The organism is Arthrobacter alkaliphilus (assembly GCF_021483235.1).
Classification (GTDB): Bacteria; Actinomycetota; Actinomycetes; order Actinomycetales; family Micrococcaceae; genus Arthrobacter; species Arthrobacter alkaliphilus.
Genome location: NZ_JAKEEC010000005.1, coordinates 51,013 through 65,068, shown reverse-complemented (window position 1 = coordinate 65,068; position 14,056 = coordinate 51,013). Strand labels below are relative to the sequence as shown.

The window sequence follows — 14,056 nt, the reverse complement described above, 5'->3', positions numbered from 1 at the left end:
GGCGTCCCAATTATTACCCTAGCTAAATTTCAAGGATTTCGCCGGTGGTCATGTTCACGGCCGGGGCAGCCTCGCCCGAGGAGCTCGCTGCCAAGTGGCTGACCACCGCTTCCGCCAAAGCGGGGCCGATGCCCTTGGCGGCCGTCAACTCAATCGCTGTGGCCGCCTTGATCTTCTTCAATGAACCAAAGTGCGCCACGAGCGCCTTCCGTTTGGCCTCGCCCAGCCCCGGAACGCCGTCGAGGGCAGACACGGTCATGGCCTTTCCACGCTTCTGCCGGTGGAAAGTGATGGCGAACCGGTGGGCTTCGTCGCGGATGCGCTGGAGCAGATAGAGTCCCTGGGAAGTGCGGGGCAGAATCACCGGGAAGTCACTGTCCGGCAACCAGACTTCCTCGAGGCGCTTGGCAAGGCCGACGACGTAGACGTCGTCGATGCCGAGTTCGGCCAGGGCCCGGGCTGCGGCATTCACTTGGGGCTTCCCGCCGTCGACGACCACAAGGTTGGGCGGATAGGCGAATTTCGCCTTGGTTCCCGTGAGGGCAGCGTCATCCGACGCCGATTCCCCGGCAGCCGGGTTCGGAACCTCTCCGCTCTTGGGAACCTGGGCGGATTTGTCCTGCAGGTAGTGCCTGAAACGCCGGGTCAGGACATCGTGCATCGCGGCGGTATCATCGCTTGCCGCGGCGCCGGTGATGGAGAACTTCCTGTAGTCGGCCTTCTTGGGGAGGCCGTCTTCCACCACCACCATGGACGCAACAACGTTGGTGCCCTGCACATGGGAAATGTCGTAGCACTCGATCCGGAGCAGCGGCACGGGAAGCTCGAGCGCTTCCTGCAGTTCCTGGAGCGCTTGGGAGCGGACGGTGATGTCGCCCGCGCGACGGACTTTGTGGAGTTTCAGCGCCTGCTCGGCGTTTTCGCGGACGGTGGACATGAGGGCCGCCTTGTCACCGCGTTGCGGCACCCGGATGTCCACCTTGGCACCCCTGAGGCCGCCGAGCCATTCAAGGAGTTCGTGATGGTTGCTGGGGATCTCCGGTACCAGGACTTCGCGCGGAATACGGCCGTCGTTGTCGCTGTCCGCTCCGTACACCTGCTGCAGCAGGTGCTCGATAAGTTCCGGGGTGGTCGCGTCTTCGACCTTTTCCACAACCCAGCCCCGCTGGCCGCGAATCCGGCCGCCCCTGACGTGGAACACCTGCACGGAAGCCTCAAGGTCGTCGTCGTACAGGGCGAAGACATCGGCGTCGGTGTCTTCGGAAAGCACCACGGCGTTGCGTTCGAACACTTTGCGCAGTGCGATGATGTCGTCCCGGAGCCGCGCCGCCCGCTCGTAGTCCAGTTCGGCGACGGCGGCGGCCATGTCCTTTTCGAGGCGGGTGATGAAGCGCTTGGCTTCTCCGCCCATGAACGAGCAGAAGTCTTCAGCGATGGCCCGGTGCTCTTCGGCGCTGACACGGCCGACACACGGGGCCGAGCACTTGTCGATGTAGCCCAACAAACATGGCCGGCCGCTGGCCTGGGCGCGCTTCAACACGCCCGGACTGCAGCTACGGACCGGAAAGACCCGAAGCAGGGTGTCCATGGTTTCCCGGATGGCCCCGGCTGTGTATGGCCCGAAGTAGCGCGTGCCCTTGCGGCGCTCCCCGCGCATGACCTGCACACGCGGGAACTTCTCCCCCATGCTCACGGCAAGGTACGGATAGGTCTTGTCATCGCGGAAGACCACGTTGAAGCGGGGTTTGAATTCCTTGATCCAGGTGTATTCGAGCTGAAGGGACTCAAGCTCGCTGCCCACCACGGTCCACTCGACGCTGCTGGCAGCGTGCACCATCGCATGCGTCTTCGGCAGCAAACCCGCCGGGTTGGCGAAGTACGAGTTCAGCCGGGAGCGGAGGTTTTTCGCCTTGCCCACGTAGATGACACGGCCGTGCGGATCCCGGAACCGATAGACGCCGGGGGTGGTGGGGATTTCTCCGGTCTGGGGTCGATAACTAGCTGGATCTGCCACAGATCCAGTCTAGTAAGGGAATTACGCTCCCCCGTACGGATCGGACAGCCCGCCGATGCTACCCCGCGGACTTGCTCTGGTTGTAGCTCGTGGAACGTTCCTGGCCGCTCAATGCCGCAATGGCATCCATGATCTTGTCAGTGACTTCGCGCCTGGCCGGCAGGGAGTGGTCCGGACCGGTCTTTTCGAAGTACAGCGGCTCGCCGACCTTCATGGTGAAATGCTGCGGACGAACGGTGTTGCGGTCCACCGGTTGCAGCTTGTCCGTGCCGATCAGGCCAACCGGCACCACGGGCGCTCCCGTGGTCAAGGCAAGCCAACCGACGCCGGTGCGCCCGCGGTAGAGCAAACCGTCGCGCGAGCGGGTCCCCTCCGGATAGATGCCGATTCCCCTGCCGTTCTCCAGGATGTCCAAGAGGGTCTTGAGGGCCTGCACACTGGCGGCTTGTTCTCCGCGTTCCACCGGGATGGAGCCAACCGCCTGGAAGAATGCTTTCATCGCGCGGCCCTTGAGCCCTTTGGTGGTGAAGTACTCGGCCTTGGCGAAGAAGCCCACCGGGCGCGGCATCAGCGCTTGCACAATGACACTGTCCAGAAACGACAAATGGTTCGGGGCCACGATGAAGGGCCCTTCCTTGGGCACGTTCTCGAGCCCAATGACCGTGGGCCGGCACGTGCTGGAAATCAGTCCGCGGGTGGTCCAGCGGATGATGTCAAAGGCTTCCATCGTTCTGCACCTCGCTCAGGGCCGCCGCGCGGACAGCATCAAGTTCTTCGATCTTCTTCAGCAGCTCAGCCGCGGTGTCCACGACGGCGACGGCGCCTGCCTCCTGAAGCTCGCCGTCGGAAGCAAATCCCCAACTGACCCCGATGCAGTCCAGGCCATTGGCCATCGCACCGGCAACATCCTGGTGGCGGTCGCCGACCATCACCGCCGGCTGGGATTGCAACAACGCCAGGGCCGCACCAACGATTGCCGATTTGCCCGGACTGGTGGTGGCGGCGATTGATTCATCGTCCGGAGAGCCGCAGATGGCGGCAAAGAAACCGGCGATGCCGTGGTGCTCCAGCACGATGTGCGCCAAGCCCTGGGGTTTCTGGGTGGCTACGGCAACCGGCCGCCGCGATTCCGCGAACAACTCCAGGAGATCGCGGATGCCTGGATAGAGCCGGCTTTGGCCGATTCCCACCGAACGGTAGTAGCTGCGGTAAAGCCGGATGACGTCGTCGACCTTTTCCGCGGGAACTCCGGCAATGTGTTCGAGGGCATCGCCGAGCCTGGGCCCGACCATGGAGTCCAGCACGGCCTGGTCCGGGACACGGAGGCCCATTTCGCCCATGGCCGCGGCGATGCCGCCCGTTATGCCACCTGCAGGATCGACAAGGGTGCCGTCCAGATCAAAGATTACGGGCACCGTTGATTGAGTCACCGGGTTAGTTTCTCACGAGTTGAGGCATGCCTGAAACTCACATGCCGGCCAAGGAATACTTCGCCCAGCGCCGAAATATTCCCTGGCCGTTTACGCAGTGCTAGCCGAAAATCTCCGCCAGGAAGGTTGCGGTATGGCTTTCTGCGGATTTGGCAACCTGTTCGGGCGTGCCCGTTGCCACGATGCGCCCGCCGCCTGAACCGCCATTGGGGCCAAGGTCCACAATCCAGTCCGCGGACTTGATGACGTCAAGGTTGTGCTCGATGGTGATGACCGTATTGCCCTTGTCCACCAAGCCCTGCAGCACCATGAGCAACTTCCGGATGTCCTCGAAATGGAGGCCCGTAGTGGGCTCGTCCAGGACATAGACGCTGCGGCCATTCGAACGCTTCTGCAGCTCCGAGGCCAGCTTGACGCGCTGCGCCTCTCCGCCTGAAAGCGTGGTGGCGGGCTGGCCGAGCCGGACATAACCAAGGCCGACGTCGACGAGGGTGTTCAAGTGCCGGGCGATCGGAGTGAACGCGGCAAAGAATTCGGCCCCCTCCTCGATGGGCATGTTGAGGACGTCCGCGATGGTCTTGCCCTTGTAGTGGACCTCCAAGGTCTCGCGGTTGTACCGGGCACCATGGCACACCTCGCACGGAACATAGACATCAGGCAGGAAGTTCATCTCGATCTTCAGGGTGCCGTCGCCCGAGCACGCCTCGCAGCGGCCGCCTTTGACGTTGAACGAGAAGCGGCCGGGCTGGTATCCGCGGACTTTGGCTTCAGTAGTTTCCGCGAAGAGCTTCCGGATGTTGTCGAAGACTCCGGTGTAGGTGGCAGGGTTGGAGCGCGGGGTGCGCCCGATGGGGCTCTGGTCCACGTGGACCACCTTGTCGAGGTGCTCCAGTCCCGCCACGGAGCGATGCCGCCCGGCGACTTGCTTGGCGCCGTTGAGCTTGTTGGCGAGAACCTTGTAAAGGATCTCGTTCACCAAGGTGGACTTCCCCGAGCCACTGACGCCAGTGACGGCCGTGAAGAGGCCCAGCGGGAACGTTGCGTCAACGTTATTCAGGTTGTTTTCGCGTGCGCCGATGACCTTGAGCTCGCGCTTCTTGTCGTATTTGCGCCGCTTGGCCGGGACCTCGATCTTGCGCCGCCCGGACAAGTAGTCGCCGGTGAGCGAGTTCGTGTTCTCGAGGAGTTCCTTATAGGAACCGGAGTGCACCACCTGGCCGCCGTGCTCACCGGCGCCGGGTCCGATATCCACTACCCAGTCGGCCTCGTGAATCGTGTCTTCGTCGTGCTCCACCACAATCAGCGTGTTGCCGAGATCGCGCAACCGGGTGAGCGTTTCGATGAGCCGCCGGTTGTCCTTCTGGTGCAGCCCGATGGACGGCTCGTCCAGGACGTACAGGACGCCCACCAGGCCGGACCCGATCTGGGTGGCGAGCCGGATGCGCTGCGCTTCGCCGCCGGACAAGGTCCCGGACGGACGTTCGAGGTTCAGGTATTCGAGCCCGACGTCCAGCAGGAAGGTCAGGCGCGCCTGGATCTCCTTGAGGACCTGGTGGGCGATCTGGGCCTCGCGGTCGGTGAGCGTGAGGTTACCGAGGAAATCGGCACAATCGCGCATTGGAAGGGCCGCTACTTCGGCGATGGACTTGCCGTTGATCAGCACGGACAGCGACGCCGGGTTGAGCCGGGCGCCGTTGCATGCCGGGCAGGGAACCTGGCGCATGTACTCTTCGTAGCGGTCACGGGCCCAGTCGGAGTCCGTTTCGCCGTGCTTGCGGTGAACGTACTGGATGGCGCCTTCGAAGCCGGTGCTGTACTTCCGCTCCCGGCCGAACCTGTTGCGGTACTGGACCACCACTTTGTGGTCCTTGCCGTGCAGGACGGTCTGCCGGACTTCCTGCGGCAGCTTCTCCCACGGGGTCTCCATGGAGAAGTCGAGCTCCAGGGCAAGGCCTTCGAGGAGCCTGTTCCAGTATTCCGTGGTGGCGGTACCCAGGGACCAGGGCGCGATGGCACCCTGGCTCAGGGAAAGTTCCGGGTTGGGGACAACCAGCTCCTCATCGACTTCGAGCTTCGTCCCGATGCCGCTGCATGCCGAACATGCGCCGAAGGGGTTGTTGAAGGAAAAGGAACGCGGTTCGATTTCGTCGATGGCCAGCGGATGCTCGTTGGGGCAGGCCAGGTTCTCGGAGAAGGCCCGGATCCGTGCGGGGTCTTCGGCGCCGAGGTCCACGAACTCAACCAGTACACGGCCTTCCGCAAGCCGCAGCGCGGTTTCGATGGAGTCCGTCAGCCGTTGGCTGATCCCTTCCTTGACCACCAGCCGGTCCACAACCACTTCGATGGAGTGCTTGAATTGCTTGCCGAGCTTGGGCGGATCGCTCAGCTGGACGAGATCTCCGTCCACGCGGGCACGCGAGTAGCCCTTGGCAGTGAGCTCCTTGAAGAGTTCGATGAATTCGCCCTTGCGTCCGCGGACCACCGGGGCCAGGACCTGGAAGCGGGTGCCGGATTCAAGCTCGAGCAACTGGTCGACAATCTGCTGCGGGGTCTGCCGCGTGATCGGCTCGTGGCACACAGGGCAATGCGGCCGGCCGACGCGTGCCCAAAGCAGGCGCATGTAGTCGTAGATCTCGGTGATGGTGCCCACTGTGGAGCGCGGGTTCTTGCTCGTCGACTTCTGGTCGATGGAGACCGCCGGCGAAAGGCCCTCGATGAAATCCACATCCGGTTTGTCCACTTGGCCAAGGAACTGGCGGGCATAGGCCGACAAGGACTCCACGTACCGGCGCTGTCCCTCGGCGAAGATTGTGTCGAAGGCCAACGACGATTTGCCCGACCCCGACAAGCCCGTGAAAACGATCATGGCGTCGCGGGGAAGATCGAGATCGACGTTGCGGAGGTTGTGTTCACGCGCTCCCTTGACCACAAGCCTGGACAGATCATGTCGTACGGGCGTGGCAGCTTGCTGCTCGGAAATGCTTGCGAAGGATTCGACGGCGGGGACTTCAGCTACGGCTTTAGGCACCCACTAATGCTAATCGAAAACTTCTTCGAATTTCCATGTGGCCTCCCGTGGCCTACCGGCGGGTATCAATCGGCGTCGTAGGCGGCCGCCAGAAGCTGCACGGCCTCCGCGAAACTGGCGCCCTGCGCTTTGGCCGCCGCCGAGTAGCTCGCGGCCACGGCCGCCAAAGCGCTCCAACGGTCATCCCGGGCACACACAACTGTTCCGTTACGGCCGCGGGTCGCCACCACTCCGGCAGCTTCGAGTTCCTTGTATGCCCTGGCCACTGTGTGCGGGGCGACATCCAGTTGTTCGGCCAGGCTGCGCACCGCGGGGAGTTTGGTACCGGGAGCCAGGATGCCGCCGTCGGCCAACTCGATGACGCGGAGCCGAAGCTGTTCGTACAGGGCGACGGAACTGGACTGATTGGGGCGCCACGAACCGGGAAACTCAAGCGGGCTCATGATCCTCACTTCTCCCCTTGCTCGGCGCGGTGCTTCGCCGACCTCACCGGCATCGCGGCGAGTTCGCCGCCTCCAGCGGCAAATTGCGCTTCATGCAGGTGGGCGTAGTGCCCGCCAAGCTGCAACAGCGAATGGTGCGTGCCCTGTTCAACGATCCGTCCGTGGTCCATGACGAGAATTAGATCAGCGTCGCGGATGGTGGACAAGCGGTGGGCGATGACGAATGACGTCTTGTTGCTCCGAAGCCTGTGCATCGCCTGGCGGATGAGGACCTCCGTGCGCGTGTCCACCGAACTTGTCGCCTCGTCCAGGATCAGGATGGGGCGGCCCGAGAGCCGTGCCCGCGCTATGCTCAGCAGTTGCCTCTGGCCCTGGCTGAGGGGCTCACCGCCGTTGCTGAGCATGGTCGAGTACCCGTGGGGCAGCGAGCGGACAAAGTGGTCAACGTGGCTCGCCTCGGCTGCCGCCACGATCTCCGCATCACTGGCGCCCGGAAGTCCATATTCGATGTTCTCCCGGATGGTGCCGGTGAAGATCCACGGATCCTGCAGGACGACGCCGAAATTCCGGCGGAGCGCGTCGCGTCGCATGCCGGCGATGTCGACGCCGTCGATGGTGATGCGCCCGGAGCCGAGTTCGTGGAAGCGCATAAGGAGCCTGACCAGGGTGGTCTTTCCTGCTCCGGTATGCCCCACGATGGCCACTGTCTGTCCGGGTTCCACATGGAAGGACAGGTCCTCGATCAGGGGCGCCTCCGGCCTGTAGCTGAAGAAGATGTGCTCGAAGGCAACCCGTCCCGACGGTGTCTCGAACGGCTCCTCAAGGCCCAAACCGGCACCGGCACGCGCGCCTGCGCCCTGTTCCGCGGGTTCCTGTGGAAGCTCAGGGGTGTCCAGCAGCTCGAAGACCCTGCCGGCGGAAACGGCGCACGATTGCAGGATCTGGGCCATTCCGCCGATCTGGCCAAGCGGCTGGCTGAAGAGCCGGTTGAATTGGATAAAGGCTTGAATGCCGCCAATGCTCATTGCCCCCGCCAGGAACTGGAGGGCGCCGACAATGGCAACGCCCACGTAGCTGGCGTTCGACACGAAGGCCATGAGGGGTGCCAGCAGCCCTGAAGCGAACTGTCCCTTGGAGCTGGCAGCGTAAAGCCCGTCGTTGTGGTCGGCGAAACGGACCGCCATCGCCTGCTGGGCATTGAAAAGCTTGATGGTCTCGTGGCCCGTAGCCGTTTCCTCGACGAGGGAGTTCACGTCGGCAGTGGCTTCCCACTGCCGGACGAAGTATTTCTGCGTGCGTCGCGACACGATAATCGACGCCAGCGCCGAAACCGGAACGGCGAGCAAGGACACGGCGGCGAGGAGCGGCGACAGCAGCAGCATCATCGCGAGCGAACCCATGACCATCAGCGTTGAGGTCAGGAGCTGGGAAAGGATTTGGTTGAGTGTCTGCGACACGTTTTCGAGATCGTTCGTTGCGCGGCTCAGGACGTCGCCCCGGGGGCGGTCGTCGTAATAGACGAGGGGAATGCGATGCAGTTTCCCCTCAACGGCTTCGCGCAGGCCGTGTGCAAGGCGCTGGACGGCGAGGGCGTTGAGGCGGCCCTGCGCCCAGTTCAGCAGCGAGGTGACGCAATACATGCCCGCGGCCAAGAGCAGCAGGAAACCGAAGCGCGCGGAGTCGAACTGTGCCCCGAACACTGCGGCCGCGATGACATCGGTGGCGTCCCCGAGGATTTTGGGGGCGGCGACATTGAGCGCGACGAAGCCGCAGATGCACAGGATCGCGGCTGCCATGGTTCCGCGCGAGGGCTTCATCAGGGCCGCCAGGCGGAGGAGCGACTGCGCTGGCTTCGCCGGGACTGTGGGGTGTCCGCCCTCGCTGCTCACGCGGCGTCGTCCGTTTCCAGCTGGGAGGCAACGATTTCCCGGTAGGTCTCCGAGGACGCAAGAAGTTCGTCATGGGTGCCCTGGGCGACCAAGCGGCCCTCGTCGATCAGCAGTATCTGGTCCGCCGACACCACGGTGTTGACGCGCTGGGCGACAATGATGACGGCCGCCCCGCGGAGTTCCGGTTCCAGCGCGGCACGGAGCCTGCCTTCCGTCACGGTGTCCAACGCAGAGAAGCTGTCGTCAAACAGGTAGACGGATGCGGGGCGGAGAAGGGCACGGGCTATGCATAAACGCTGCCGCTGGCCGCCGGACAGGCCGGTCCCGCCTTGGGACAATGTGGTTTCCAGTCCTTCGGGCAGCTCGCTCACGAAATCCGCTGCCTGGGCCGTCTCAAGGGCGTGCCACAACTGCGAGTCCGTCGCGGACGGCAAGGAAATCCGCAGGTTTTCAGCGACGGTTCCGCGAAACAGCCAATTCTCCTGGGGCACGACGCTGAGCTGCTTGCGCAACGTGCCCAGGGGAACGTCGGCAATGTTCCAGCCGTCGATCGAGATGCTTCCGCTGCTTGCCTCAAGCAGCCTCGGCACGAGGCTGACGATGGTCGACTTGCCGCTTCCCGTGGAGCCGATGACCGCCGTCGTGCTTCCCGGAGCCGCGTGGAAAGTGATGCCTTCCACGACAGGTGTTTCGGCTCCCGGGTAGGCGAAAACGACATTGTCGAAGTACAGGCCTTCCGCCCGCGAGGGGTGCGCCGCCTCCCCGCCGGCAGTGTTTCCCGGCAGCGTCATTTCCGGTTCCGTCCGGAGCACCTCGGTGACGCGTTCAGCGCTGACAGCCGCCCGGGGAGCCGTGCTCAACACGTACATTGCCATCATGATCGCGAGGAGGATCTGCATGATGTAGGCGATGAATGCGGTGAGCGCACCCAACTGCATGTCTCCGGCGATGATGCGGCGCCCGCCGAGCCAGACCACGCCCGCGGACGAGAGATTGACCACCGTCATGACCAGCGGAAGCATCGCCGCGACGATCCTGGCCGAACGGAGATTGTTCTTTGTGAGTGCGTCGTTCGCGGCCTCGAACCGTTTCATCTCGAACGGCTGGCGCACGAACGCGCGGATAACGGCGGTCCCCAGGATCTGCTCCCTGAGCACGCCGTTGATCCGGTCCACCAGGCCTTGGCCTTCGCGGTAGAGCGGGACGAGCTTGCGGACAATCAGCAGCATGATGACGAGCAGCACGGGAAGGATGCCAAAAACGATCCAGGACAGGGCAACGTCCTGTTCGACAGCCAAGATCACCCCTCCGACACCCATGACGGGCGCTACCACGAGCATGCCGAAAACGAGCACTGTGATGTTCTGCAACTGCAGGACGTCATTCGTTGTCCTGACCACGAGGCTTGCCGGTCCGAAGGCCGCGATGTCCTGGTTGGGCATGGAGTGGATCTTGTCGAAGAGATCCTGCCGCAGCCCGCGGCCAACCTTCATGGCGACGACCGCCCCGAGGTAGCCGGCGAGTATCGCGGCGAGGACCTGCACCAGCGTCAGGAGCAGCATCCAGGCGCCCAGGCGCAGGACTACCTCGCTGTTCCCGGCAACAAGGCCGTCATCGACGATCTTGGCGTTGAAGGTGGGCAGGAGGAGTGTGGCGCCGGTCTGGACAAGCTGCAGGAGCACAATGGCCAGCACGTGCGGCTTGTAGGGGACGAGACGCTGCAACAGCAAGGATGCCAGCACACCGCCTCCAATCGTTGGCCTCCGGAGCAGCGGACCCCCGCGATGCCACCCCGGGATCGCGTTGCCATTGTAATTCACAACACAATGCGAAACTTGTCATCGCCGCACATCCGGCGTGCTTTGGACGCGGGACCGCTCATCCCCGCTTCCGCGCCACTGCAAATATCCTGCGGAAGGCAAACACGGTCCCGTGCCGGTCCCGTGGATAGGCCTCCCGGAGTGCGGCTGCGTACTGGTTTTCAAAGGCGCGCGCTTCGTCTTCCGGGAGGGCGGCGAGCACTGGACGCAACCCGGTCCCCCGCACCCATTCGAGGACGGGGTCGGCTCCGGGCAGAAGCTGTTGGTAGGTGGTTTCCCATACATCTGCGTCGCATCCGGCGTCGAGCATGATCCGCAGGTAGTCGGCAGGTTCACCAACGGCGTCGTCGTGGCGGAGCACGCCGGACAGCCTTCCGGACCATTCCGGCGAAGCGGCCAGCTCGCGCATGAGCACATGGGAGGGCGCACCGAAATTTCCGGGGACCTGGAGCGCAAACCAGGCGCCCGGTTTCAGCGCTTCGAGCCACCCGGCGAGCATCGCCAAGTGCCCCGGCACCCATTGCAGTGCGGCGTTGCTGACCACGACGTCGGTGTCCGCGTCCGGTGCCCAGCCGGCAATGTCTGCCTGGACGAACGCAAGGCCGGGATGCGCTGCAGCGAGGACCTGGGCTTTTGCCAGCATTTCGGCCGAGGAGTCCAGCCCGACGACGGCGGCACCCCGCCATCGCGTTGCGAGGGTGGCCGTGAGCTTGCCGGGGCCGCAGCCCAGATCGACGACGTGCCGGGGCTGCTCCGCGAGAATCCTCGTGGTCAGGTCAAAAAACGGCCGGTCGCGGTGGTTTCCGAACTCGATATACCTGGCTGGATCCCACTTCATCGCTACGTACATCCTCCATACTCCGTCTCCGCGGCCTGCTCCACCCACACTAAGCTGGAGGGCAATGAAACTTCTTGAGCAGCTCCCCGACGGCGGACGCGTTGACCCTGACGAAATCTACACACGATTCGTTGAATGGACCGAGAGCCGCGGACTCCACCTCTACCCCGCCCAGGACGAGGCCATCATGGAACTCGCGTCCGGTGCGAATGTCATCCTGGCAACCCCTACCGGCTCCGGAAAGTCCCTCGTGGCAATCGCCGCGCACTTCGAGGCAATGTCCCGCGGCCTGCGCAGCTACTACACCGCCCCCATCAAGGCCTTGGTCTCCGAGAAGTTCTTCGCGCTCTGCGATATTTTCGGAGCCGAAAACGTCGGCATGATCACCGGAGATTCCGGAGTCAACCAAGACGCGCCGATCATCTGCTGCACTGCTGAAATCCTCGCCAATATCGCTTTGCGCGAAGGCAAGGACGCGGAGCTCGGCACGGTCATCATGGACGAATTCCACTTCTACTCCGATCCCCAGCGCGGTTGGGCGTGGCAAGTTCCACTCTTGGAACTCCCCCAGGCCCAGTTCCTGCTGATGTCGGCCACACTGGGAGACGTCAGCCGCTTCGAAACCGGCATGAGCGCACTCACCGGACGGCCCACCACCACCGTCAGTTCCGCCGAACGGCCGATTCCGCTGCACTATTACTTCCAGGAAACGCCGGTCCACGAAACCCTCGAAGAACTGCTGAGCACGAAGCAGGTTCCCGTGTACGTGGTGCATTTCAGCCAGGTCGAGGCCATTGAGCGCGCCCAGAACCTCATGAGCGTCAACATGTGCACGCGCGAGGAAAAGGACAAGATCGCGGAGCTGATCGCCGGTTTCCGTTTCGCCGCCGGCTTCGGCAAGACCCTCAACCGCCTGGTCCGCCATGGCATCGGCGTCCACCACGCCGGCATGTTGCCCAAATACCGCCGCCTTGTGGAGCAATTGGCGCAAGCCGGGCTCCTGAAGGTCATTTGCGGCACCGACACGCTCGGCGTCGGAATCAACGTTCCCATCCGCACGGTCCTGCTGACCGCGCTCAGCAAGTACGACGGCGTCCGCACCCGGCTGCTGAACTCGCGGGAATTCCACCAGATCGCCGGCCGTGCGGGCCGCGCGGGCTACGACACGGCCGGCACGGTTGTGGTGCAGGCTCCCGAACATGTCGTGGAGAACGCGAAGGCGATGGCAAAGGCCACCGCAAAGTTCGGCGACGACCAGAAGAAACTGCGCCAAGTGGTGCGGAAGAAGCCGCCGGAAGGTTTCGTCTCCTGGGGGGAGCCCACGTTCAGGCGCTTGGTGGAATCCGTGCCGGAGCCGTTGACCTCGAGTTTCACGGTGACGCACGCAATGCTGCTCAACCTGATGGAGCGTCCAGGCGACCCGTTCGCTGCCGCCCGGCGTCTGCTCACCGAGAACCACGAAACACGGCCCGCCCAACTGCGCCTCATGAAGAAGGCCCTGGGCATCTACCGCGAGCTGTTGGCGGCCGGAGTGGTTGAACGCATTCCCGAGGCCGAGCAGGAAAAGGAAGGACGATCCGTCCGGCTGACCGTGCACCTGCAAGCCAACTTCGCCCTGAACCAGCCGCTTTCGCCGTTTGCGCTTGCCGCGTTGGAACTCCTGGACCCGGAGTCGCCGTCGTACGCCCTGGACGTCGTGTCCGTGATCGAAGCAACCCTCGAGAAGCCGCGGCAGATCCTCTCCGCGCAGCAGAAGAAGGCACGCGGGGAGGCCGTCGCGGCGATGAAGGCCGACGGCATCGATTACGACCAGCGCATGGCGATGCTCGAGGAGGTCAGCTACCCGCAGCCCCTCGCGGAGATCCTCGCAGAAGCGTTCGAGGTCTACCGCAAGGCCGCACCCTGGGTGGGCGACTTTGAGCTGGCTCCGAAGTCGGTGGTCCGCGATATGTATGAACGCGCCATGAATTTCGGCGAATTCGTACAGTTCTACGGGCTGGCCCGCTCCGAAGGAATCGTGCTGCGGTACTTGGCCGATGGATTCAAGGCCCTGCGTCAGACCGTGCCGCAGGATGCGCTCCGCGAAGACCTCGCGGACCTCATCGCCTGGCTGGGTGAACTGGTCCGCCAGGTCGACTCCAGCCTGCTCGACGAGTGGGAAGAGCTCACCTCCGGGGCGGCTCCGACGCCGCACGACGCTCCGCCTCCCCCGCCGCCGTCGCTCACGTCAAACATCCGTGCCTTCAGGGTCATGGTCCGAAACGAGATGTTCAGGCGTGTTGAGTTGTTCGCGGACGAGGACGCGGCCGCCTTGGGCGAGCTCGACGCCGGCAGCGGCTGGGACGTGGAGCGCTGGGAAGACGCCCTGGACGACTACTTCGACGAACACGAAGACATCGGAACCGGCCCCGACGCGCGGGGTCCGGGACTCCTCATGATCAAGGAGGAACCCGGCATCTGGCGGGTGCGGCAGATTTTCGACGACCCGGCCCGCAACCATGACTGGGGTATATCCGCCGAAGTGGATTTGGCAGCCTCGGACGAGAGCGGGACGGCCGTGGTGAGGGTGACGGCAGTCAACCGCCTCTAGGGCC

Annotated in this window: 9 protein-coding genes; 1 reads left to right on the top strand and 8 read right to left on the bottom strand. The window is 63.9% G+C overall.

Features of this window, described 5'->3' with window-relative positions:
* Positions 1–22: 22 nt before the first annotated feature.
* The 8 genes from uvrC to L0B83_RS05705 all read right to left on the bottom strand — a co-directional run bounded on the left by uvrC (position 23) and on the right by L0B83_RS05705 (position 11,462).
* Positions 23–2,014 (bottom strand): excinuclease ABC subunit UvrC, encoded by a 1,992-nt coding sequence (gene uvrC, locus L0B83_RS05740; RefSeq protein ID WP_234757447.1) that lies wholly within the window; start codon positions 2,012–2,014, stop codon positions 23–25.
* 58 nt (positions 2,015–2,072) lie between these two features.
* On the bottom strand, positions 2,073–2,741 hold the full coding sequence (locus L0B83_RS05735; protein ID WP_234757446.1) for a lysophospholipid acyltransferase family protein: 669 nt from the start codon (positions 2,739–2,741) through the stop codon (positions 2,073–2,075).
* Positions 2,728–3,444 carry an HAD hydrolase-like protein gene (locus L0B83_RS05730; RefSeq protein ID WP_234757445.1) on the bottom strand — a complete coding sequence of 239 codons (717 nt, stop codon included), beginning with the start codon at positions 3,442–3,444 and terminating at the stop codon, positions 2,728–2,730. Before L0B83_RS05730 ends, L0B83_RS05735 begins: the two co-directional genes overlap by 14 nt.
* 100 nt (positions 3,445–3,544) lie before the next feature.
* Entirely contained in the window at positions 3,545–6,472 is a 2,928-nt protein-coding gene (gene uvrA, locus L0B83_RS05725) for an excinuclease ABC subunit UvrA (RefSeq protein WP_234757444.1), read from the bottom strand.
* Between the two features lie 65 nt (positions 6,473–6,537).
* Positions 6,538–6,915, bottom strand: a complete 378-nt coding sequence (locus tag L0B83_RS05720) for a GntR family transcriptional regulator (RefSeq protein WP_234757443.1) — start codon at positions 6,913–6,915, stop codon at positions 6,538–6,540.
* A 5-nt stretch (positions 6,916–6,920) separates the two neighbouring features.
* Positions 6,921–8,711 carry an ABC transporter ATP-binding protein gene (locus L0B83_RS05715; RefSeq protein WP_372461160.1) on the bottom strand — a complete coding sequence of 597 codons (1,791 nt, stop codon included), beginning with the start codon at positions 8,709–8,711 and terminating at the stop codon, positions 6,921–6,923.
* Positions 8,712–8,800: 89 nt separating this feature from the next.
* Entirely contained in the window at positions 8,801–10,546 is a 1,746-nt protein-coding gene (locus L0B83_RS05710; RefSeq protein WP_234757441.1) for an ABC transporter ATP-binding protein, read from the bottom strand.
* 136 nt (positions 10,547–10,682) lie between these two features.
* On the bottom strand, positions 10,683–11,462 hold the full coding sequence (locus L0B83_RS05705) for a trans-aconitate 2-methyltransferase (RefSeq protein ID WP_234757440.1): 780 nt from the start codon (positions 11,460–11,462) through the stop codon (positions 10,683–10,685).
* A gap of 64 nt (positions 11,463–11,526) precedes the next feature.
* Between L0B83_RS05705 and L0B83_RS05700 the strand changes: the two genes are divergently transcribed.
* Positions 11,527–14,052 (top strand): DEAD/DEAH box helicase, encoded by a 2,526-nt coding sequence (locus L0B83_RS05700; protein ID WP_234757439.1) that lies wholly within the window; start codon positions 11,527–11,529, stop codon positions 14,050–14,052.
* The last annotated feature ends 4 nt before the right edge of the window (positions 14,053–14,056 follow it).

What these genes read in the sequence shown, in the direction of transcription:
- L0B83_RS05735 (WP_234757446.1), bottom strand. Translation starts at nt 2,741, where the DNA reads ATGGAAGCCTTTGACATCATCCGCTGGACCACCCGCGGACTGATTTCC.
- L0B83_RS05720 (WP_234757443.1), bottom strand. Translation starts at nt 6,915, where the DNA reads ATGAGCCCGCTTGAGTTTCCCGGTTCGTGGCGCCCCAATCAGTCCAGT.
- L0B83_RS05715 (WP_372461160.1), bottom strand. Translation starts at nt 8,711, where the DNA reads ATGGCAGCCGCGATCCTGTGCATCTGCGGCTTCGTCGCGCTCAATGTC.
- L0B83_RS05705 (WP_234757440.1), bottom strand. Translation starts at nt 11,462, where the DNA reads ATGAAGTGGGATCCAGCCAGGTATATCGAGTTCGGAAACCACCGCGAC.
- L0B83_RS05700 (WP_234757439.1), top strand. Translation starts at nt 11,527, where the DNA reads ATGAAACTTCTTGAGCAGCTCCCCGACGGCGGACGCGTTGACCCTGAC.